General features: G+C 68.5%; 19 protein-coding genes. 9 read left to right on the top strand and 10 right to left on the bottom strand.

What is annotated here, in order from left to right:
• The first annotated feature begins 64 nt into the window (after window positions 1-64).
• The gene (locus AB0L70_RS06165) at window positions 65-1,192 is read left to right on the top strand and encodes a Xaa-Pro peptidase family protein (RefSeq protein ID WP_363680570.1); all 1,128 of its coding nucleotides are present in this window, start codon (window positions 65-67) and stop codon (window positions 1,190-1,192) included.
• Here AB0L70_RS06165 and AB0L70_RS06160 read toward each other — a convergent pair.
• Complete coding sequence (locus AB0L70_RS06160) at window positions 1,189-2,175, bottom strand: helix-turn-helix domain-containing protein (RefSeq protein ID WP_363680568.1); 987 nt, start codon at window positions 2,173-2,175, stop codon at window positions 1,189-1,191. The genes AB0L70_RS06165 and AB0L70_RS06160 overlap by 4 nt on opposite strands.
• 71 nt (window positions 2,176-2,246) lie before the next feature.
• Between AB0L70_RS06160 and AB0L70_RS06155 the strand changes: the two genes are divergently transcribed.
• From AB0L70_RS06155 to AB0L70_RS06145, 3 genes are all read left to right on the top strand, one after another.
• Entirely contained in the window at window positions 2,247-3,524 is a 1,278-nt protein-coding gene (locus AB0L70_RS06155; RefSeq protein ID WP_363680566.1) for an MFS transporter, read from the top strand.
• A gap of 66 nt (window positions 3,525-3,590) precedes the next feature.
• Window positions 3,591-4,070 carry a redox-sensitive transcriptional activator SoxR gene (gene soxR / locus AB0L70_RS06150; protein WP_363680564.1) on the top strand — a complete coding sequence of 160 codons (480 nt, stop codon included), beginning with the start codon at window positions 3,591-3,593 and terminating at the stop codon, window positions 4,068-4,070.
• Between the two features lie 62 nt (window positions 4,071-4,132).
• A complete protein-coding gene (locus AB0L70_RS06145) occupies window positions 4,133-6,259 on the top strand; it encodes a DEAD/DEAH box helicase (protein WP_363680562.1) in 2,127 nt (708 codons plus the stop codon).
• Here AB0L70_RS06145 and AB0L70_RS06140 read toward each other — a convergent pair whose 3' ends face one another.
• Complete coding sequence (locus AB0L70_RS06140; RefSeq protein ID WP_363680560.1) at window positions 6,260-7,045, bottom strand: metalloregulator ArsR/SmtB family transcription factor; 786 nt, start codon at window positions 7,043-7,045, stop codon at window positions 6,260-6,262.
• 108 nt (window positions 7,046-7,153) lie between these two features.
• On the opposite strand from AB0L70_RS06140, the gene AB0L70_RS06135 reads away from it, so the two are divergent.
• Genes AB0L70_RS06135 through AB0L70_RS06125 form a run of 3 tightly spaced genes read left to right on the top strand, consistent with a single transcriptional unit; the run spans window position 7,154 to window position 9,432 of the window.
• Window positions 7,154-7,948, top strand: coding sequence for a GNAT family N-acetyltransferase (locus AB0L70_RS06135; RefSeq protein WP_363680558.1), 795 nt, complete (start codon window positions 7,154-7,156; stop codon window positions 7,946-7,948).
• A 19-nt stretch (window positions 7,949-7,967) separates the two neighbouring features.
• Entirely contained in the window at window positions 7,968-8,708 is a 741-nt protein-coding gene (locus AB0L70_RS06130) for an SDR family oxidoreductase (protein ID WP_363680556.1), read from the top strand.
• Window positions 8,698-9,432, top strand: a complete 735-nt coding sequence (locus tag AB0L70_RS06125) for a TioE family transcriptional regulator (protein ID WP_363680554.1) — start codon at window positions 8,698-8,700, stop codon at window positions 9,430-9,432. The genes AB0L70_RS06130 and AB0L70_RS06125 overlap by 11 nt, the downstream gene beginning before the upstream one ends.
• Here AB0L70_RS06125 and AB0L70_RS06120 read toward each other — a convergent pair.
• Entirely contained in the window at window positions 9,407-10,963 is a 1,557-nt protein-coding gene (locus AB0L70_RS06120; protein WP_363680552.1) for an adenylate/guanylate cyclase domain-containing protein, read from the bottom strand. The genes AB0L70_RS06125 and AB0L70_RS06120 overlap by 26 nt on opposite strands.
• A 154-nt stretch (window positions 10,964-11,117) precedes the next feature.
• Here AB0L70_RS06120 and AB0L70_RS06115 point away from each other — a divergent pair, with 154 nt between their 5' ends.
• Window positions 11,118-12,890 carry a M1 family metallopeptidase gene (locus AB0L70_RS06115; RefSeq protein WP_363680550.1) on the top strand — a complete coding sequence of 591 codons (1,773 nt, stop codon included), beginning with the start codon at window positions 11,118-11,120 and terminating at the stop codon, window positions 12,888-12,890.
• On the opposite strand, the gene AB0L70_RS06110 is transcribed toward AB0L70_RS06115, so the two are convergent.
• Together AB0L70_RS06110 and AB0L70_RS06105 are read right to left on the bottom strand one after the other, a co-directional pair.
• Window positions 12,891-13,271 carry a tautomerase family protein gene (locus AB0L70_RS06110; RefSeq protein ID WP_363680548.1) on the bottom strand — a complete coding sequence of 127 codons (381 nt, stop codon included), beginning with the start codon at window positions 13,269-13,271 and terminating at the stop codon, window positions 12,891-12,893.
• A gap of 9 nt (window positions 13,272-13,280) precedes the next feature.
• On the bottom strand, window positions 13,281-14,153 hold the full coding sequence (locus AB0L70_RS06105) for a GNAT family N-acetyltransferase (RefSeq protein WP_363680546.1): 873 nt from the start codon (window positions 14,151-14,153) through the stop codon (window positions 13,281-13,283).
• A 126-nt stretch (window positions 14,154-14,279) separates the two neighbouring features.
• Between AB0L70_RS06105 and AB0L70_RS06100 the strand changes: the two genes are divergently transcribed.
• Entirely contained in the window at window positions 14,280-14,933 is a 654-nt protein-coding gene (locus tag AB0L70_RS06100) for a GntR family transcriptional regulator (protein WP_363680545.1), read from the top strand.
• On the opposite strand, the gene AB0L70_RS06095 is transcribed toward AB0L70_RS06100, so the two are convergent.
• The 5 genes from AB0L70_RS06095 to AB0L70_RS06075 are packed head-to-tail and all read right to left on the bottom strand — an operon-like array spanning window position 14,915 to window position 20,466.
• The gene (locus AB0L70_RS06095) at window positions 14,915-16,672 is read right to left on the bottom strand and encodes a gamma-glutamyltransferase (RefSeq protein ID WP_363680544.1); all 1,758 of its coding nucleotides are present in this window, start codon (window positions 16,670-16,672) and stop codon (window positions 14,915-14,917) included. The genes AB0L70_RS06100 and AB0L70_RS06095 overlap by 19 nt on opposite strands.
• Window positions 16,669-17,658 carry an oligopeptide/dipeptide ABC transporter ATP-binding protein gene (locus AB0L70_RS06090; protein WP_363680543.1) on the bottom strand — a complete coding sequence of 330 codons (990 nt, stop codon included), beginning with the start codon at window positions 17,656-17,658 and terminating at the stop codon, window positions 16,669-16,671. Before AB0L70_RS06090 ends, AB0L70_RS06095 begins: the two co-directional genes overlap by 4 nt.
• Complete coding sequence (locus AB0L70_RS06085) at window positions 17,658-18,635, bottom strand: ABC transporter ATP-binding protein (RefSeq protein WP_363680542.1); 978 nt, start codon at window positions 18,633-18,635, stop codon at window positions 17,658-17,660. The genes AB0L70_RS06090 and AB0L70_RS06085 overlap by 1 nt, the downstream gene beginning before the upstream one ends.
• On the bottom strand, window positions 18,632-19,513 hold the full coding sequence (locus AB0L70_RS06080; RefSeq protein WP_363680540.1) for an ABC transporter permease: 882 nt from the start codon (window positions 19,511-19,513) through the stop codon (window positions 18,632-18,634). The genes AB0L70_RS06085 and AB0L70_RS06080 overlap by 4 nt, the downstream gene beginning before the upstream one ends.
• Entirely contained in the window at window positions 19,513-20,466 is a 954-nt protein-coding gene (locus tag AB0L70_RS06075; RefSeq protein ID WP_363680538.1) for an ABC transporter permease, read from the bottom strand. The genes AB0L70_RS06080 and AB0L70_RS06075 overlap by 1 nt, the downstream gene beginning before the upstream one ends.
• Window positions 20,467-20,486: the final 20 nt, after the last annotated feature.

Genomic DNA, 20,486 nt, shown 5'->3' with positions numbered 1-20,486 from the left:
CGCCGTGCAGCTTCGAGGGAAACAAGTTGTAGCAACCCCCTCCGACAGTTCTAGAGTTCGCCTCATGTCGAGTCGCACACCGCAAGGTCCCGCACCTGAAGCCTCCGTCCTCCGAGCCCGGCTGGAGCGTGCCCGTGCGGCCGCCGCCGGCACCGGTCTGTTGATCGCGCCTGGCTCCGATCTGCGCTACCTGATCGGCAAGGCTGGAGGTTCGTTCGAGCGGCTGACGGCGCTGGTGATCCCGGCCGACGGTCCGGTCGCGCTCGTCGTACCGAAGCTGGAAGCACCCGGGTTCGCCGGTGCGCCGCTCGAGGAGTTGGGCGTCGAGGTCCTCACCTGGGTCGACAGCGACGATCCGTACGGCGTCGCCGCGGATCGGCTGCAGGGCGCGGATCGAGTCGCGGTCAGCGACTTCACGCCGGCCCTGCACGTGCTCGCGTTGCGGGATGCGCTGCCGAAGGCCGAGCAGATCCTGGCCGGGCCGATCGTGCGCGAGCTGCGGATGCGCAAGGACGCGGCGGAGGTCGACGCGTTGCGGAAGGCCGGCGGGGCGATCGACAGGGTGCATGCGCGCGTCGGCGACTGGCTCCGACCGGGTCGGACCGAGGCCGAGGTGGGCGCCGACATCGCGGCCGCGATCATCGAGGAGGGCCACCTGCTGGCCGACTTCGTCATCGTCGGCAGCGGTCCGAACAGCGCCAGCCCGCACCACGACGTGTCGGACCGCGTGATCGAGGCGGGCGACGTCGTGGTCGTGGACATCGGCGGACCCGTTGCCGAGGGCTACTGTTCCGACTCGACCCGGACGTACGCCGTCGGCGAACCGCGGGATGCGGACGTCGCCGAGACGTACGCCGTCCTGCAGCAGGCGCAGCAGGCTGCGGTGGAGGCGGTGCGACCGGGCGTGTCCGCGGAGTCGATCGACGCGGCGGCTCGGGATCTGATCACGGCGGCCGGCTTCGGCGACCTGTTTATCCACAGGACCGGACACGGGATCGGGCTCGACGTCCACGAACACCCGTACATTGTTGGTGGGAACGAGCTGATTCTCGAACCAGGCATGGCGTTCAGCGTCGAGCCGGGCATCTACCAGGCGGGACGCTGGGGTGCCCGGATCGAGGACATCGTCGTGGTCACCGCGGACGGCTTCGAGTCGATGAACAGCCGTCCGCACGAGATGGTCGTGCTCTAACCAGCGCGGAAGGTCTTGCGATAGGCGAGGGGAGAGACGCCGAGTTCGGAGCGGAGGTGGTGCCGCAGCGAGGCCGCCGTACCGAGGCCGGCTTCCTGGGCGACCCGGTCGACCGACAGGTCGGTTGTCTCCAGCAAGTGGCAGGCGTGCCGGACGCGCTGCTGCAACAGCCAGGTGCCCGGCGACTGTCCGGTCTCGGCCTTGAATCGACGGCTGAACGTCCGCACGCTCATCTTTGCCTGCGCGGCCAGCGTGGGCAGGCTGAGCTCGTCACCGAGCCGTTCGAGCGCCCAGGCCCGCGTCGGCGCGGTCCCTTCGCTGCCTTCGTCGGGTACGACGCGCTCGATGAACTGCGACTGGCCGCCGTCCCGCCACGGCGGTACGACGCAGTGCCGAGCGGCCCGGTTGGCGACCTCGCTGCCGAAGTCGCGACGGATCAGATGCAGACACAGATCCACGCCCGCCGCGAGACCGGCTGACGTGAGGATGTCGCCCTCGTCGATGAACAGCCGGTCCTCGTCGAGCAGCACCTGTGGATAAACACTGCGGAACAGCTCGGCGCGCTGCCAGTGCGTGGTCGCCGGCCGGTCGTCGAGCAGCCCGGCCGCCGCGAGTACGAACGCACCCGTACAGATCGACGCGATCCGCGTGCCCGGCCGGATCGTCCCGAGCGCCTTGGCCAGGTCATCGGGCAGCGTGCCCTCGTACCGCGGTTGCGGAATGTAGGTGCCCGGGATGATCACCGTGTCCGCCTCGGCGAGCACCTCGGGACCGTAGTCCGGAATCAGGCTGAAGCCCGCGCTGGCCCGGACCGGACTGCTGTCGAGCCCACAGATCCGTACGTCGTACAGCCGGGTGCCGTCGGCTTTCGTGGCCGCGCCGAACACGGTCGGTGGGATAGTGAGGTCGAACCCGACCACCGGTTCGAGGGCCAGTACGGCGATCACGTGCGGGCCGACCGCGGACAGGTGACGAGGGCTCATGGCCATATCTTGACATATGATGGCAATTCGGCCACTTGTTCGACGCTCGTCGAACCTGCACGCTGGAGCGCGTGACGGAAATTCTGGAGACGAAGAAGAAGACGGCCCGGGTGCATCTGGCCTGGGCGGTCGCCGCGGTGGGGTTCGTAACGCTGATCGGCGCGGCCGGCTTCCGGTCGGTGCCGGGCGTGCTGCTGGATCCGCTGCACGACGAGTTCGGGTGGTCGCACGCGACCATCTCGTCGGCAGTGTCGATCAACTTGATGCTGTACGGCCTGATCTCGCCGTTCGCGGCCGCGCTGATGGACCGGCTCGGCCTGCGCAAGGTCGTCAGCGGGGCGCTCGTCCTGATCGCGCTCGGCAGTGGGCTGACCGTCTTCATGACCTCGTCCTGGCAGCTGCTGCTCTGCTGGGGCCTGTTGGTCGGCGTCGGCACCGGATCGATGTCGATGACCTTCGTGGCGACGATCACCGGGCGCTGGTTCGTCCACCGTCGCGGTCTGGTCACCGGCATCCTGACGGCGGCCGGTGCGACCGGGCAGCTCATCTTCCTGCCGCTGATCGCGAACTTGGCCACCAACTACGGTTGGCGCATCCCTGCGCTGGTCGCGGCCGGCGCTGCGCTGGCCGTCGTACCGCTGGTGCTGTTCTTCCTGCGGGACTACCCGAGTGATGTCGGACTGCGCGCGTACGGCGCTCCCGAGGGCAGTGCGGCTGGGCAGCGGGTAGAGACGACGGGCAGCAGTGCGATGCGGGCCCTGAATGCGTTGCGGACGGCTATGCGGCGTCCGGCGTTCTGGCTGCTGGCAGGTGGGTTTGCGATCTGTGGTGCGTCGACGAACGGTCTGATCGGTACGCACTTCGTGACGGCGGCGCACGACCACGGCATGCCGGCCACCACCGCAGCCTCGTTGCTGGCGCTGGTCGGAGTGTTCGATGTGGGCGGGACGATCGTGTCCGGGTGGCTGACCGACCGGTGGGACCCGCGGTTCCTGCTGATCGCGTACTACTCGTTGCGGGGTCTTTCTCTGCTCGTGCTGCCGTCACTGCTCGGTCCGACGGCTCAGCCGAGTGTCTGGGTGTTCATCATCTTCTACGGGCTGGACTGGGTCGCGACCGTTCCGCCGACCGTGGCGCTGTGCCGGGAGTGGTTCGGTGTGGACGGGCCGATCGTGTTCGGCTGGGTGTTCGCTTCGCACCAGATCGGTGCTGCACTGGCCGCGACGGGCGCCGGCTGGATCCGGGATGCGCAAGGCAGCTACAACCTCGCGTGGTACCTGGCCGGCGGGCTGTGCGCCGCAGCCGCCCTGATGTCCGCAAGCATCGGACGTCGCCTCGTAACCGCCTGACCTTGTCGGCTAGCCTCGATCTAGGTTGAGGTTGTCGGACAGCCTCCGAGGTTGGAGGGATGGGCGATGGATATCGAGCCGGGTGAGTTGACAGTCGGACAGCTGTCGCAGCGCAGTGGCGTGGCGATCTCGGCTCTGCACTTCTACGAACGGCAGAACCTGATCGTCAGTCGCCGTACGTCGGGAAACCAGCGCCGCTACAAGCGGGACACGCTCCGCCGGGTGGCGCTGATCCGGATCGCGCAACGGGTCGGGATACCGCTCGCCGAAGTGGCGGCGATCCTGGCCCTGCTGCCGGAGAACCGGACGCCGACACGCGCGGACTGGGAACGGATCTCCGAGTGCTGGCAGGCCGAGCTCGACAAGCGCATCTTCTACCTCGAGCAGCTGCGCGACGACTTCAAGGACTGCGTCGGCTGCGGCTGCCTCTCCCTTGACCGCTGCGCCCTGGCCAATCCGTACGACGCTCTGGCCGCGAAGGGGCCGGGTCCGCAACGGCTGGTGACGGCCGAGGGCGAGCCATGCCATCCGGGGAAGTGCGCCTGAGTTATCCACAGGTCGATGGTCGGGCCGAGCGAACTGTAGGTGCGGGCGTCTAGGGTTTCGGCATGGCTGACACCAGCGGGACGCTCACTCTGACCGAGGCACGCGCAGGGATCGCAGGCGGCGTGATCCAGGCGATCGCCGGGGAGAGTGCGCGGCTGCGGGCCGACCAGGAGACCGCGGTCGCGGCGTTGTGTGAGGCGGCGGCGCGGGTGCTGGTCGTCCAGGCGACCGGCTGGGGCAAGTCGGCCGTCTACTGGGCAGCGACCGCGATCAGACGGTCCGAGGGTGCGGGGCCGACGCTGGTCGTGTCGCCGTTGCTCTCGCTGATGCGGGATCAGGTCGCGGCCGCGAGCAAGGCCGGGCTGCGGGCGGCGACCTTGAACTCGAACAACATCGACGAGTGGTCGAGTATCGAGAACGACCTGCGCTCGGGGGCCATCGACGTCCTGCTGGTTTCGCCGGAGCGATTGGCGAATCCTGGCTTCGGCCGACGAGTGCTCGATGGGTTGGCCGGCCAGGTCGGGCTGTTGGTGATCGACGAGGCACACGCGGTTTCGGACTGGGGTCATGACTTCCGGCCGGACTATCGGCGGGTGTCCGATGTCTTGCAGCAGCTCAACCCGAAGACGCCGGTCCTCGCGACCACGGCGACGGCGAACGCGCGGGTGACCGAGGATGTCGCTCATCAGTTGGGTGAGTCGACTCTCGTCCTGCGTGGTCCACTCGCACGGTCGAGCCTCCAACTCGCCGTCGTCGACGCACTCTCGCCGCTCGACCGCTTCGCGTGGGTTGTGGATCATTTGGCGAAGCTGCCCGGCTCCGGCATCGTCTACGCGTTGACCGTTGCTGATGCCCAGCGTCTGGCCGCGCTGATCCAGGAGGTCCACGGTCGGGACGTTCCTGTCGCGGCATACACCGGTGGGCTGGACGCGGGGGAGCGGCACAGCCTCGAGGACGCGTTGCGGGACAACCGGTTGAAGGCTCTGATTGCTACGTCGGCCTTGGGGATGGGGTACGACAAGCCGGACCTCGGGTTCGTGGTGCACGTCGGTTCGCCGCCGTCGCCGGTGTCGTACTACCAGCAAGTGGGTCGTGCCGGCCGCGGGATCGACCACGCGGTGGTGGCCTTGCTGCCGTCCGATGCGGATGCCGGTGTGTGGGACTACTTCGCGACCGCGACGATCCCGGTGCCGGAGAACGTCCAGCGATTGCTGCATGGGCTGGAGGGATACGGGCCGGACCAACCGGCCAGCGTGCCGGCGTTGGAGGCGGAGACCGGGCTTCGTCGTACGCGGGTTGAGTTGATGCTGAAGCAGTTGGCGGTGGATGGAGTCGTCGACCGGGTCGAGAAGGGGTGGGTCCGGACCGGGGTCGAGTGGAAGTTCGACGCCGCGCACTACGACGGGATCGTCGCGGTACGACGGCGTGAGGCGGACATCATGCGCGCCTACACCCGCGGTGATCGTTGCCTGATGCAACTTCTGCAGGAGTCGCTGGACGATCCGTCGGCAGAGGCCTGCGGCCGGTGTTCGGTGTGCCTGGGGGAGTTGCCGGACCCGTTGACGGCACGACCGGACGCGGAGACGGTCGGCACCATCACGCGGTTGCTGCGTGGTGAGGTGCACGTGCTCGAGCCGCGGAAGATGTGGCCGGGCGGTGCGTTCGGCGCCCGCGGCAAGATCCCGGCCGAGCTCGCCGCCGAGCCCGGCCGGACCATCGTGTACGCCGACGCACCCGAGTGGCGCGAAGTCCTGCAAGCCGCCTTCAGCGGCAACCCGACGGACGACGCACTCGAGGTCCTGAAGGCGGGCGCGGTGGCAGCTCTGTCCCGGTGGCGTGGATCGTGGTCCGGTCGCCCCGAGGTCGTCGTACCCCTACCGGCCGCGGGTCACCGTGAGCTGACGTCCGCGATCGCGGACCATGTCGCCACGGTTGGCCGTCTGGACCGGGCTGAGGTGGCAGTCGATCGCAGCGGCTTCACCGACGACCTGTCCTCGGCCGAGGAAGCGAGGGTCTGGCGTGACGGCCTGTCCGTCGACAGCACCACCGCTCAGGCCGTGACCGCCCGCACAGTCCTGCTGCTCGTCGATGCGAGCTCGTCACAATGGCCCGTCACCGTGGCGGCCGCCAAGCTCCGGGAGGCCGGCGCCGCCGCGGTCCTCCCGCTCCTCATTCACAAGCGCCCGTAGTCACTCCGCAGCAAAGTCGGATTCAACCAGGGACTTGAGGTCGGAGATGAGGGGGATCCAGCCTTCGCTGACCATCTCGCGGATGGCGCTGCCCGGTTCGAAGCCGCTGTGGATGACGGTGAGCTTGACCTGGTCGTCGACCTGCTCGAGGTCGAAGCTGGCGGTCGAGAGCGGCTCGCGGCTGATCCGGCGGTAGAGGTCGTCGTCGAAGTCGTACTTCTTCGCGAACTCCGGCGTCATGTGGTGCCAGGTGTAGGACAACCGCGTGTACGGGCTGTGCTCGACCACGACCTGCCCCGGCCCGGCCACGGTGACCTCACCCATGTGCCACACGATGTCCGAGCCGGGGTTCCAGTCGGTCTCGAGGTGCAGCTGCCAGTACTGCTCGGTGAACTTCGGGTCGGTCAGCGCCTGCCACAGCCGCTCCGGCGTGGTCTTGATGAACGTGGTGTAGACGAAGTCGTTGTCACTCATGGTCTCGGCCTCCAAAGCCGTCTTGAGATCGGCGAACAGCTGGACCCGCGGACGGTCGTACTGGTTGATCCAGCGATCCGCGATGGCGTTGATCGGTTCGGCGTTGAGATGGTGCAGCTTCTCCCGGCCGCGCCACACGGTGGTGACGAGGTTCGCGCCCTCCAGCACGGCGAGGTGTTTGCTCACCGACTGCCGGGCCATGTCCAGGCCGGCGCAGAGTTCCCGCAGCGTCTGACCGTTGCGCGCGTTCAGCATGTCGAGCAGCTGCCGCCGGCTCGGGTCGGCCAGGGCGCGGAACACCTCGTCGTCCATGCCACTCCGATCAACTCATGCAGCCGTCTGGCTGCCTGATCACAATAGGCAGCTAAAAGGCTGCATGTCAACGCGGAATGCGATTGACGGATCCGCGAGGATGGACGGGTGGAGATCACCAGCCTCGGCTACCGCACCGACCTGTTGCTGCTCGAGTTGAGCGGCAGCGTGTTCCACGACGCGGGGGACTACGTCGTCGTCCGGACGCCGGGCAACCCGGGCTTCTGGTGGGGGAACTTCCTGCTGTTCCGCAGCCCGTTCGCGCCCGGTGACACGAAGGCCCGCGTCGAGACGTTCCGGCAGGAGTTCCCGGCCGCGCGACATGTTGCCCTGGGCATCGACAGCGTGGACGGGGTGATCGGCGCCGAGGGCGAGTTGACCGCGGCCGGGTTCGACCTCGGCCGCGACGTGGTGATGACCGCGAGTGAGGTCGTCGCGCCGGCCCGGCCGAACGAGGAGGCGACGTACCGGCTGCTCGACGGGGATGACGACTGGGAGCAGCTGCTGCAGCAGAGCCTGGCGACCGCGACGATGACGGTCGACGAGGAGTATGTGCGGTTCACCCGGCGGAGGCTGGTGGCCACGCGGGCGCTGGTGGATGCCGGGCACGGGAAGTGGTTCGGGGCCTTCGACGGTGAGCGGCTGCAGAGTTCGCTCGGACTGATGTTCGACGGCAAGGGCGTGGCCCGGTTCCAGCACGTACAGACTTCGCCGGAGGACCGCGGTCGCGGCCTCGCCAGCACGCTCGTCCACCGCGCGTCGACGTACGGGCTGACCGAGGGTGGGGCGCGGACGCTGGTGATGGTCGCGGACCCGGAGTACCTCGCGATCCGGATCTATCGTGCCCTCGGATTCACCGACACGGAGACGCAGCTCGGGTTCAGCCTCCCACCCGCTGACTGAGCCATGACAGGCTAGGGACATGACTGATCGTGGGGTCGTCCTGATTACCGGTGGGAGTCGTGGGATCGGGGCTGCGTCAGCGGTGGCTCTCGCGGCCGACGGATGGGACGTCGGCATCAACTACCGGACTCGCGCGGACGACGCTGACCGCGTCGTGAAGGCGTGCGAGGAGCTCGGCCGGCGTGCGATCGCCATCCAGGCGGATGTGGTCGAGCCCGAGCAGATCGAGCGGCTCTTCGACACCGTCACCGGTGAACTCGGGCCGATCGGTGCCGTGATCAACAACGCCGGGATTGTCTCCCCAGCCGGCCGGGTCGCGGAGTACGACGCCGAGCGCCTGGACCGCGTCTTCCGGATCAACTCGATCAGCGCCTTCCTCGTCGCCGGTGCCGCCGTACGACGGATGTCCACGGCGTACGGCGGATCCGGCGGAGTGATCGTGAACGTGTCATCACGGGCGGCCGTCCTCGGGTCGGCCGGCGAGTACGTCGACTACGCGGCCAGCAAGGCTGCCGTGGACGCCCTCACCGTGGGCCTGGCCAACGAGGTCGCCAAGGAGGGCGTCCGGGTGCTCGGTGTCCGGCCCGGCCTGATCGAGACCGACATCCACGAAACAGGTCGGCTCGACCGTCTCGGCAGTACCCCTCCGCTCGGTCGACCGGGTAAGGCCGACGAGGTCGCCGAGGTGATCGCGTTCCTCGCCTCCGCGCGTGCGTCGTACATGACCGGCACCACCGTGGACGTCTCGGGTGGTCGTTAGGTTGCGGCCCGTCGACCTGGCGCGACGGGCCGGGGTGTCGACGCAGCTCGTGCGTAACTACGAAGCGGCCGGGATCCTGCCGCCGGCGCCGCGGTCGGATACCGGGTATCGCCAGTACGGGCCTGAGCATCTGTCCGCGCTGCTGACCTACCGCGCGTTGGCGCCCGGGTACTGGCCGGAGACGGCAACCGAGATCATGCGGGCCGTGCACCGGGGTGACGAGGCGTACGCGTATCGGCTGGTGGATGCGGCACATGCCGCCTTGCACGAGCAGCGGCTGGCGACCGATGCCGCGAGTGAGGCGCTCGCCGCGCTGGCCGCCGAGTACGTCGAGGAGCCGCCGGTGAGCGGGCCGTCGTTGCTGGTGGGGGAGTTGGCGCATCGGCTGGGCGTCAGGACGTCAGCTCTTCGGGTGTGGGAGGCAGCGGGGTTGCTGGCGCCGACGCGAGAGCCTGGGACGAAGTATCGGCGGTATGGGCCGGAGCAGGTGCGGGATGCGCGGATCATCCACATGCTGCGGCAAGGGCGGTACAACTTCGAGCAGATCAAGCCGGTGGTCGAGGGGCTCCGGCGTACCGGAAGCACCGAGGCGTTGCGGAATGCGATCGCCGAGCGGCGGGCGGCTCACGATCGGCAGACCAGGGCCATGCTGCACGGCGCCGCCCTGCTGCATGAGCTGATCGAGGAGAACCGCGAGGCTACTGCGGAACCGCGAGTTGGGTAGGCAACGAGCGGCCGCGGACCGTGACGTGATCACCGGGCTGCCAATGGTCAGCCTCGGCGGGAGCTGATTCCGCCACCGCGGACATCGACGCGATCAGCCGGCCGGGCGTCGACTTGGCCAGCTCGCTCAATCGCGCCGCCTCGTTCACCGGATCGCCGATCACCGTGTACTCGTGCCGCCGTACGTCGCCGACCGTGCCGGCCACCACGATCCCGGCCGTCACCCCGATCCCAGCCGTTGCCTCCGGCAACTCCTCGGTCAACCGCCGGGCCAGCTCGCGCCCCGCGGACAGCGCACTCCCAGCGGCATCGGGCAGCTCGGCCGGTGCACCGAAGATCGCCAGCGCGGCGTCACCGGCGAACTTGTTCACGAACCCGCCCTGGCGGTCGACCTCGTCCACCACGATCGCGAAGAACCGGTTCAGCAGCTGGACCACCTCGGTCGGCGGCCGGGTCTCCGCCAGCTCGGTCGACCCGACCAGGTCGACGAACAGTACGGCGACGAACCGCTCCTCCCCGCCGAGCTGATCGCTGGTCAGTGCTTCCTGGACGACACCGGGACCGACGTACCGGCCGAACACGTCCCGGATCCGCTCCCGCTCGCGGAGGCCGTCGGTCATCCGGTTGAACCCGGCCTGCAGCGACCCGAGCTCGGTGCCGTCGAAGACCGGGATGGTCACGTCGAGCCGTCCTTCGCCGATCAGGCTCAACGCGGTCCGCACCGAGCGGACCGGCGCGACCACAGAGCGGGCCGACAGCAACGTCAGCAGCCAGCCGTTGCCGAGCGCCACGATGCCCAGGGCAAGCATCACGACCGACAGCCGGGTCGACGTCACGTCCTTCTCGATCAGCGCGAGGAGACCGGCCAGCATCGAACCGGCCACGGGTACGCCGGAGCCGACCGCCCAGAAGATCACCATCCGCACCTCGAGACCGGCCGCGAGCAACCGCCGCGGCGGTGGTGAATCGACCAGTGCCCGGGCTGCGACCGGACGGAGCGCGAACTCGGTCAGCAGATAAGAGATCGTGCAGGTGATGATCATGCCGTCAAAGACCGTGACCGCGATCCGCAGTGCGTTCTCCGGCTGCAGTACGAGCGTCATCCCGGTGAAGATCACCACCGCCACCAGCCAGAGCAGCACCTCGATCAACGTCAATCTCAACGGGAGCTGGAGGGTTGCGATCTGCTCCTTGCGCGTCGCCGGCCGGCCGAGATCGACCCAGCTCGTCACGCGCTTGGTCAGCCGCGTGCTCCAGACACAGCCGATCGCGATCGCGAGCAGGAAGTACGACGGGATCACGATCGCCTCGGCGAACCTGAGGTGATCGATCAGCGGCGGCCCGGGCAGCACGAAGACCGCGAGCACGAACACGACCACCGCGCCGATCAGGTTGGTGACGATCGAGAACGTCGTCATCAGCACCTGCAGCCGGAACCGCAGCATCCGGGTGCTCTGGTCGACCGGCCCGAGCAACCACGATCCGAACGGCCGTCTTTTCAGCACCAGTTCGGGTCTTCCCTGCGACACCATGGTGACAGTCTGCTATGAGCCGGTCTCATCTCCGCAACCGGCGTCAGGATCAAACCGGGGTTTTGGCACCATCGTGCGGGTGGCTCAGAATGGCCGCCTGATCGGGGTGCGGCGTGGGTACTGTTCCCCGGACACCTGACTCGGGGAGTTATCCGTGACGCACGATCGCCACTCCTACGCCGAACCTGCCATGGTCCGGACCACCCACCTGGAACTCGACGTCGAGCTGGACTTCGGCGCGAAGGTGCTCGCCGGTACGGCCACGCACACGTTGGCGTGGTCAGGGGCGGGTGCGGGTGACCGATTCATCCTCGACACCCGTGATTTGACCGTGCTCGCGGTCGAGGGCGCGATCTCGGGTGGCTGGGAGCCGTTGGAGTACAGCCTCGCCCTGCCCGACCAGGAGCTCGGCTCCGCACTGACCATCCGCACCGCTCAGCACGAGCGTGTCCGGGTCAGCTACCGGACCGCGCCGACCGCGACCGGTCTGCAGTGGCTCGAGCCGTCGATGACGGCCGGTGGCGTGATGCCGTTCATGTTCAGTCAGTCGCAGGCGATCCACGCCCGTAGCTGGGTGCCGGTGCAGGACACCCCCAGCGTGCGGTTCAGCTACGCCGCCCACGTGACCGCGCCGCCCGAGCTGATGGTGCTGATGAGCGCCGACAACGGCACGACATCGCGCCGCACCGGTTCGTACGACGTGGTGATGCCCGAGCCAATTCCGTCGTACCTGCTGGCCATTGCCGCGGGGGACCTGGTGTTCGAGCCGATTGGCCAGCGATCCGGCGTGTGGGCCGAGCCGGAGATGGCGCGGCGGGCGGCGACCGAGTTCGCCGACACCGAGGAGATGATGCGGGTCACCGAGGAGCTGTTCGGCCCGTACCGCTGGGGTCGCTACGACCTCCTCGTGCTGCCGCCGTCGTTCCCGTACGGCGGCATGGAGAACCCGCGGATGACGTTCGCGACGCCGACGGTGGTGATCGGGGACAAGTCGCTGGTCAGCGTCGTCGCGCACGAACTCGCGCACAGCTGGTCGGGCAACCTGGTCACCCAGGACAGCTGGGACGACATCTGGCTGAACGAAGGCTTCACGTCGTACGTCGAGAACCGGATCGTCGAGGCCGTCTACGGCACCGAGTTCGCGGTGATGGAGACGGCGATCAAGCAGCACGCGACCGTGGTCAAGCTGGACCCGCTGACGCCGGCCGAGCTGGCGGTCGAGCTGCCGGGACTGAACCACGGGACGGAGTACCACGGGACGACGTCGACCGGGCCGCTCAAGGGGTCGTGGTTCCTGTCGTGGCTGGAGGAGCGGTTCTCGCGGGAGGTGTTCGATCCGTTCCTGCGCGGGTACTTCGATCGGTTCGCGTTCCGCAGTATCAACTCCGACGACTTCGTCGCGCATCTCCGCGAGCACCTGCTCGAGCCGCACCCGGGTGTCGTGACGGACGCCGAGGTGGCGGCGTGGCTGGACGAGCCGGGGATCCCGTCGTTCGCACGGCGGGCGGTGTCGGAGCGCTTCCAGGTGGTCGACGGTGCCCGGAACCGGTGGCTGACGACCGGCGAGCTGCCCGCGGGTGCCGAGGACTGGACCACGCAGGAGTGGCTGCGGTTCCTTGATGCGGCTCCCGACGTACTCAGCCCGTTGCTGCTGCAGCAGCTCGACCGCGCGTTCGGCCTGACCGGCACGGCGAACGGCGAGATCGCCCGCCGCTGGTACCAGATCGTCGCCGCCAGCAGCTATGAGGCGTCGTACGCCGAACTCGCCGAGTTCCTCACCAACGTCGGCAGGATGAAGCTCGTCCTGCCCGTCTACCACGCCCTGGCCGGCACGGACCGAGCCTTCGCCGCCGAGGTCTTCGCCAAGGCCCGCCCCGGCTACCACCCGATCACGACAGCCGCAGTCCAGAAGATCCTGGGTCAGTAGCTACAGGTACTGCGCCTGACCGTTGCCGAAGGACCAGTCGGGGTCGGCGTTCTCGGTGAGCGTGATGAGGACGTTCCGAGGGTGCGTGCCGGCGTAGGAGTGGACGAGGTCCGCGATGCGCCGGTACATCGCCTGCTTCAGCTCGGCGGGCCGGCCGGCCCGGAGCGTGATGGCGATGAACACGATGTCGTCGTCCCGCTCGATGCCGAGGAAGTCGGCGTACCGAAGGGTGCTGGTCATCCCGTCGTGGCTGGTCAGCACCTGGAACAGGTCGTCGGGTGGGATACCGATCGTCTCGACCAGTGCGTCCTGCACCGCGCGACCGAGGGCGTCGAGGCGTTCGGGGTCTGCGCGGAGGGCGTCGATGCGAACGAGAGGCATACCTGCATACTAGTAGGTACAGACGTCGAGAATGCGGCGGTGGATCGTCTCCGTGGGTTTGTAGCCGAGGGCGGTATTGGTGCGGCGCATGGCGGTGTTGGTGTCGACCGTGTCGGTGATGAGGGTGGACAGGTCGGGGAAGTGATCGCGGGTCTGACGGATCTGCTCGGCTTTCATCCAGCGGGCCAGGCCGTGACCGCGGTGCTGGGGGAGTACGGCGGTGCCGTAGTGCTGGGCCTCGCCCTTCCCGTCGCCTGGTACGACGAGTTCGCTGAAGCCGACGATCAGGCCGGTGGACTCGTCGACCGCAGCCACCGTGGCCAGGTGCTCACCACGCTGCTCGATGACCTGGGCGGCGTACCGGGTCCGCTCGACGTCCCACACGTCTTCGCCGTACTCGATCGACCCTGACGGCGCATCGTTCATCCCGGTCCGCGCATCGGTGAACCTCTGCGCGAGCTCATCCGGTACGACGCCCCGCCACGAGATCAACCGATACCCCGGTACGTCGTCAACGGTCGGATCGGCGTCCGCGAGTTGAAGCCGCGCGTATACGAGCGTCAGCCCGATCTCGAAGTGGTGGTGCTCGAGGAAGAGATCTGCAGGCGAGCCAGCCGGAGCGTCCGTGATCAGGGTGCGTACCTCGTGATCCCGTGCGCCACCGACGACCGCGCCGAGCAATTGCGACCCGATCCCGCGACGACGCTCGGCCGGGTGGACGTTGAGCTGGAGTTCGGCCAGATGGGCCGCGACCTGGCGGCTGTTCAGCCGCAGGAACGCGGATCCGACCGGGTTGCCGTCGGCGTCCGCGGCGAGCCAGGCGATCCGGCGGCTGAAGGGCCGGTAGTCGGGATCCGTCAGGGGAGTCAGTGTGATGCTCAAGTCGCCAACATAACGTCCACCCGGATCACGTGCCGCTGGTCAACGGATCGGCTACCGTGGCGCGAAACCAAGCGGGGAGAGGAGTGCGGGGTGGAGGAGCCGAGTGGGGCCCTATCTCAAGCACAGGTGCGAACGATCGGTGCCGATCACGTGGCTTTACGCGAGCAGGTACTCGCGGAGTTGCGCCGGCGGATCGTGGACGGCGACTACGCCCAAGGTGAGCGGCTGACCGAGACCCGGCTCGCGGACGACTTCGGGGTGTCGCGCAATCCCGTCCGGGAGGCGTTGCGCGTGGTCGAGGCCGAGGGCTTCGTCCAGATCCTGCCCCGCCGCGGCGCGGTCGTCGTGACCCTGGACGAGACCGCGGTCCGTGACCTCTTCGCCGTACGCGCGCAGCTTGAGACTCTCGCCGGCGGACTGGCGGCCGAGCGCGCGACACCGGCCGACGTGACCCGGTTGCGCGACCTTCTCGAGGAGGCGAGCGCGGCGACCGAGGCGAAGGACTTCGACCAGGTCGCCGAACTGAACAGCGCGTTCCACCGCGCGGTGATCGAGGTCAGCGGGAACCGCTGGCTGCTGTCGATGTCTGCCGCCATGTACCACCACGTCCACTGGGTCTTCCGCGTCGGCGCCGCCCAGCGCGCACCACACTCGTGGGAGGAGCACACCCGCCTGGTCGAGGCCATCGCGGCCGGCGACCCTGCGGCCGCCACCAGCGCGGCCAGAGACCACGTGGAAGCAGCCGCCAAGGCGGCCCTGACTCAGCGTCCGACCGCGTAGCCCTGCATCCCACGCGGGTTGGCCGCCGCCGCGAGCACCCCGTCGGCCTCCTTGCGTACGGCGCACAACCGGCCAAGGCTCCACGCGTCGCTGTCGGTCACGACATGCCCGCGACGCACCAGCTCATCGCGTACGGCGGTGCCGACGCGGGTCTCGATCACCAGCCCACCCGGCTCGCTCGTGCGCGGGTAGAACGACGACGGGAACCCGGTCGTATGCCAGGCCGGCGCATCGATCGCCTCCTGCAGGTCCATCCCTTGGCCCAGATGACGCAGCAGGAAGAGCAACTGCCACTGGTCCTGCTGGTCGCCACCCGGCGACCCACACGCCATCACCGGCTGCCCGTCGCGCAGTACGAGCGTCGGCGTGAGCGTCGTCCGCGGACGTTTCCCCGGAGCCAGCGAGGCCGGCAGTCCGTCCTCTAGCCAGAACATCTGCGCCCGGCTGCCCAGGCAGAACCCGAGCTCCGGGATCGTCGGCGAGGACTGTAGCCAGCCGCCACTCGGCGTCGCGGAGATGATGTTGCCCCACCGGTCGATCACGTCGACGTGACAGGTGTCGCCGCGCGTCTCGCCAGCAGAGGAGACCGTCGGCTCACCGGTGGTCGCGTCACCGGGTTCGTTGCCGACGGCAATCGATGGCAGCACCGGCTTCCGGCCGTCCGGACGGCCGGGCCGCAGCTCGAGTGAGGCCTCGGATCCGACCAGCTTGGCGCGCTCAGCGGCGTACGCGGGGGAGAGGAGCGTCTTCAGCGGCACGTCGGCGCCATCGCCGTACCAGGCCTCGCGGTCGGCGTACGACAGCTTCATCACCTCGACCGTCGTGTGGACACCCTCCGCGCTGTCCAGGTCGACGTCGCCGAGCTCCGCCAGTACGGCGAGCGACTGCAGCAACCCGGGTCCCTGACCCCACGGCCCGGTCTTGGCGACGGTGTACCCGTTCCAGTCGAACGTCGCCGGGTCCTCCCAGCTCGCGGAGAACGACGCCATGTCCTGGCCGGTGATCAGCCCGGCGTGGTCCGAACCGCTGGAATCCCGGTGCGGCAGCCGCGAGAACTTGTCGACCGCCTCCGCGACGAACCCTTCCCGCCAGCTCTTCCGGGCCTGCTCGATCTGGGCCTCACGATCCGCACCGGCCGCCTCGGCCTCGACCACGAGCTTCTCGAGGGTGGCGGCGTACGCCTCGTTGCGGAACCTGCCCGTCGGCGGCCGCCCGTCCTTCAACCACAGCGCCGCAGAGGTCGGCCAGTGCTCTTCGAACAGCTGCTGCACGGTCCCGACCGTGTCACTGACTCGCGGCACCAGGGGGTGACCGTTGCGCGCGTACTCGATCGCAGGCTCCAGTACGACGCGCAGCGGCAGAGTCCCGTGATCACGCAGCAAGAGCAGCCATGCGTCCACAGCGCCCGGCACCGTCGCTGCCAGCGGCCCAGAACCCGGTACGAGCGTCAGACCGAGCGAACGGTAGTGCTCGATGGTCGCACCGGCCGGGGCGACGCCCTGACCGGACAGCACTCGCGGAGTGGGGTCGTCGGCAGTCGCGATGATTCCCGGCACCTCACCGCCCGGCCCGTTCAGATGCGGCTCGACCACGTGCAGCACGAACCCGGCAGCGGCGGCCGCGTCGAACGCGTTGCCGTCCAGCTCGAGAATCCGCATCGCCGACTGCGACGCCAACCAGTGCGTCGACGAAACCATCCCGAACGTACCGCGCAGAGTTGGCCGGGTCGTGAAGGTCATGGTTTAACTCCTTCAACTATGCGTACGTCTGGTCCGGTCCCGTCGTCGTTGACGAGATGACAGGCCACCTGATGTCCACCTTCTCCGATCACCCGTTGCTCCGGGACGACTGTCCGGCATTTGTCCACGGCGACCGGGCAGCGGGTGTGGAAGCGGCACCCGGACGGAGGGTCGATGGCCGACGGGAGGTCGTCACCGAGCAGCACGGGCTTGCGGGCCCGCTGCTCGGCCGGATCGGGTACGGGCGCCGCCGACAGCAGCGCCTGGGTATACGGATGGGCCGGCGCACCGAAGATCCTGGAACGCGGACCCTGCTCGACCAGCTGGCCCAGGTACATCACCGCCACCTCATCCGCGAGGTACTCGACCGCGGACAGGTCGTGGGTGATGAACAGGCAGGCGAAGCCCAAGTCCCGCTGGAGGTCCGCAAGCAGGTTGAGCACCGCTGCCTGGACCGACACGTCCAGTGCGCTCGTTGGCTCGTCGGCAACGAGTAGCCGCGGCTCTGAGATCAGTGCGCGGGCGATACTGACCCGCTGGCGCTGACCGCCGGACAGTTCGTGCGGCGAGCGCTGTGCGACCTCCGGGCGAAGTCCGACCCGGCGCAGCGACTCAGCGACCTTTGCAGGGATGTCTTTGCGGCGCATGAGCCGGAGCGGCTCGCCAACGATGTCTCCGACCAAGAGGCGTGGGTCAAGCGAACCAGCGGGGTCCTGGAACACGATCGAGACGTCTCGCCGGTGCGGTCTGAGCTGACGGCGATTCAGGTGCGTGATGTCGGCGTCCGCGAGTCTGACCGTCCCACCGCTCGGTTCGAGCAGTCTGACGATGCACCTGCCGACCGTGGATTTGCCAGACCCGCTCTCACCGACCAGCGCGACGACCGAGCCTTGGCGGATCCGCAGGGTCACACCGTCGACGGCCCGGACCGGGCCGAAGTGCATGACCAGGTCTTCGACCTCCAGGGCGAGGGCTGTCGTCTCCATCAGACCTCCACTGGTTCTCGGACCGGGTTCCAGCACGCGACGCGATGCGGACCACCGATCAGTTCCGGTTGGGACGTCGTACACGTGTCGAGTGCCCTTGGACAGCGGTCTGCGAAGGTGCACGCGTCGGGCTGTTCCGTGAGGACGGGCACGAGTCCAGGGATCTCGTTGAGGCGGTGGGTCTCGGCGTGACGTCCCGCGGCCGGTGATGCACCGAGGAGGCCGGTTGTGTACGGGTGCTGCGGGTGGGCGAACAGGTCGTGGACCTCGGCCGTCTCGACCACACGACCGGCGTACATGACGGCTACTCGGTCGGCCAGATCCGCGACCACTCCGAGGTCGTGCGTGATCAGCACGATGCTGGTCCCGAGTCGCTCCCGAAGTTCACGCAGTACGTCGAGGATGCCGGCCTGGATCGTGACGTCGAGGGCCGTAGTCGGCTCGTCGGCGATCAGCACCTTCGGATCGCAGGCGACCGCCATCGCGATCATCACGCGCTGCCGCATGCCCCCGGACAGTTGGTGCGGATAGTCGCCCACACGTCGCTCGGCGGACGGGATGCCGACGAGTTTGAGGAGCTCGATCGAGCGGTCCCGGGCGGCCTGGCGGCTGAGGCCGATGTGGGTGCGGAGGACCTCGCCGATCTGGTGGCCGACGGTGAAGACCGGGTTCAGCGACGTCATCGGCTCCTGGAAGATGTACGCGACCTCGCGGCCGCGGATCGACCGAAGGGTGCGTTTGTCGGCGCCGATCAGTTCGGTCCCGTCGAGCGTGACCGACCCCTCGACCGTCGCCGACCGGGGGAGGAGACCGGCCACGCTCATCGCGGTGACGCTCTTGCCACACCCGGACTCACCGACGATCGCGAGCACCTCGCCGTCGCCGACCTCGAAGCTGACCCGGTCGACCGCGGACAGCGGGCCGTCCTCGGTGCGGAAGGTGACGGAGAGATCCTTGACCGCTAGAACATTCTTCATCGGCGGCTCGCCTTCGGGTCTAGTGCGTCGCGGAGGCTGTCGCCGACGATGTTGAACGCCAGGGTCAGCAGCATGATCGCGAGACCGGGCATCACCGCGGCCCATGGAGCGCGCGATGCGAACTGCTGGGCGTCGGACAGCATCGTGCCCAGGCTCGGCGCCGGCGGCTGGATGCCGAGTCCGAGGAACGACAGCACCGCCTCGCCGAGGATCGCCGCCGGGATCGCGACGGTCGCCTGGACGATGATCACCGAGGCCGCGTTCGGCAGGATGTGCCGCCCGAGGATCCAGGCGTCGCCGGCGCCCTCGACGATGGCGGCGGCGACGAAGTCGAGCGACTTCAGCCGCAGCGTCTCGGACCGGACGATCCGGATCACGCCCGGGATCTGGGCGATACCGATGGCGATCGCCGCGTTGCCGAGGCTCGCGCCCCGGATCGCCGCCAGCCCGACCGCGAGGATCAGGAACGGGAACGCCAGGACGAGATCGGTGAACCGCGAGATCAGCGCGTCGACCGCCCGGAAGTACCCGGCCATCAGACCGAGCGGTACGCCGATGACGAGTGAGGTCGCGACCGCGAGCAGGCCGACGTGCAGGGATGCGCGCAGCCCATACATGATCCGGGTGAGCACATCGCGGCCGAGGTCGTCGGTGCCGAGCAGGTAGCCGGCGGTTCCCGGTGGTGCGAACGCCCGGTCGAGGTGGGTCTGCGTCGGGTCATGTGGTGCGAGCAACGGGGCGAACACCGCGAGGATGATCGCGATGCACAGGACCACCAGCCCGGCGATCGCGAGCGGGTTGCGGAGGATCCGGCGTACGACCTTGCGGCGGTTGCTGCGCAGCGGCATCCCGGTGGTGACTGTTTCGGCTACGGCCATCACGCATCACCTCGCACGCGGATCCGCGGATCGATCACGGAGTAGAGCAGGTCGACGAGCAGATTGATGACAATGTAGGCGGTCGCCGTGACGAGGACGACGGCCTGGATGACGGGGTAGTCGCGCTGGAAGACGGCGTCGACGGTGAGCTTGCCGAAGCCGGGCAACGCGAAGATCCGTTCGGTCACGACCGCACCCGAGATCAGTGCGCCGAGTTGGAGGCCGACGATCGTGACGACCACGATCAGGCTGTTGCGGAGGGCGTGCTTGCCGATCACCGCGCGGGGCGGGAGTCCTTTGGCTTCCGCCGTACGGATGTAGTCGGCGCTCAGGGCGTCGAGCATCGAGGATCTGGTCTGGCGCATGATCACCGCGGCGAGACCGGTGCCGAGGATGACCGCGGGCAGGATCAGGTGGTGCAGGTTGCCGATCGGATCGCTGAAGAACGGTACGAAACCGGACGCCGGAAAGAGGCCCAGGGCAACGGACAGGTAGAGGATCGCCATCAGTCCGAGCCAGAAGTTCGGCACGGACAGACCGAGCAGCGCGAGTGCGTTGGCAGCCCATTCAGCCGGGCGGCCTCGGCGTACGGCGGCAACGACGCCCGCGCCGACGCCGATCACACTCGCGACCAGGATCGCCAGGACGGACAGCTCGATCGTCACGGGCAACGCGTTGATGATCATCGTCCGGACCGACTCACCGGTCCGGATCGACTGACCGAGATCACCGCGGGCCGCGTGACTCACGAACTGCCAGAACTGCACGAGCCAGGACTGGTCCAGCCCGTACTGCTGCCGGATGGCTCGGAGTGACTCCGGGTCCCGGTCCTCTCCGGCCAGGGCGAGGGCCGGGTCACCGGGCAACGCCCGTACGCCGGCGAAGACGACGATCGTTGCCAGGATCAACGTCACCACCGACTGCCACGACCGGTTGAGGAGATACCTCCTCACGACCTCTCCCTCCTCGCTTT

Source organism: Kribbella sp. NPDC051952, assembly GCF_040680855.1.
In the GTDB taxonomy this organism is placed as follows: domain Bacteria; phylum Actinomycetota; class Actinomycetes; order Propionibacteriales; family Kribbellaceae; genus Kribbella.
This window is presented reverse-complemented; position numbering and strand designations above follow the sequence as displayed.

Bases quoted from the DNA above. Each gene is read 5' to 3' on its own strand.
- AB0L70_RS06165 (WP_363680570.1), top strand. From the start codon at position 65: ATGTCGAGTCGCACACCGCAAGGTCCCGCACCTGAAGCCTCCGTCCTC.
- AB0L70_RS06160 (WP_363680568.1), bottom strand. From the start codon at position 2,175: ATGAGCCCTCGTCACCTGTCCGCGGTCGGCCCGCACGTGATCGCCGTA.
- soxR (WP_363680564.1), top strand. From the start codon at position 3,591: ATGGATATCGAGCCGGGTGAGTTGACAGTCGGACAGCTGTCGCAGCGC.
- AB0L70_RS06145 (WP_363680562.1), top strand. From the start codon at position 4,133: ATGGCTGACACCAGCGGGACGCTCACTCTGACCGAGGCACGCGCAGGG.
- AB0L70_RS06140 (WP_363680560.1), bottom strand. From the start codon at position 7,045: ATGGACGACGAGGTGTTCCGCGCCCTGGCCGACCCGAGCCGGCGGCAG.
- AB0L70_RS06130 (WP_363680556.1), top strand. From the start codon at position 7,968: ATGACTGATCGTGGGGTCGTCCTGATTACCGGTGGGAGTCGTGGGATC.
- AB0L70_RS06120 (WP_363680552.1), bottom strand. From the start codon at position 10,963: ATGGTGTCGCAGGGAAGACCCGAACTGGTGCTGAAAAGACGGCCGTTC.
- AB0L70_RS06110 (WP_363680548.1), bottom strand. From the start codon at position 13,271: ATGCCTCTCGTTCGCATCGACGCCCTCCGCGCAGACCCCGAACGCCTC.
- AB0L70_RS06095 (WP_363680544.1), bottom strand. From the start codon at position 16,672: ATGACCTTCACGACCCGGCCAACTCTGCGCGGTACGTTCGGGATGGTT.
- AB0L70_RS06090 (WP_363680543.1), bottom strand. From the start codon at position 17,658: ATGGAGACGACAGCCCTCGCCCTGGAGGTCGAAGACCTGGTCATGCAC.
- AB0L70_RS06085 (WP_363680542.1), bottom strand. From the start codon at position 18,635: ATGAAGAATGTTCTAGCGGTCAAGGATCTCTCCGTCACCTTCCGCACC.
- AB0L70_RS06080 (WP_363680540.1), bottom strand. From the start codon at position 19,513: ATGGCCGTAGCCGAAACAGTCACCACCGGGATGCCGCTGCGCAGCAAC.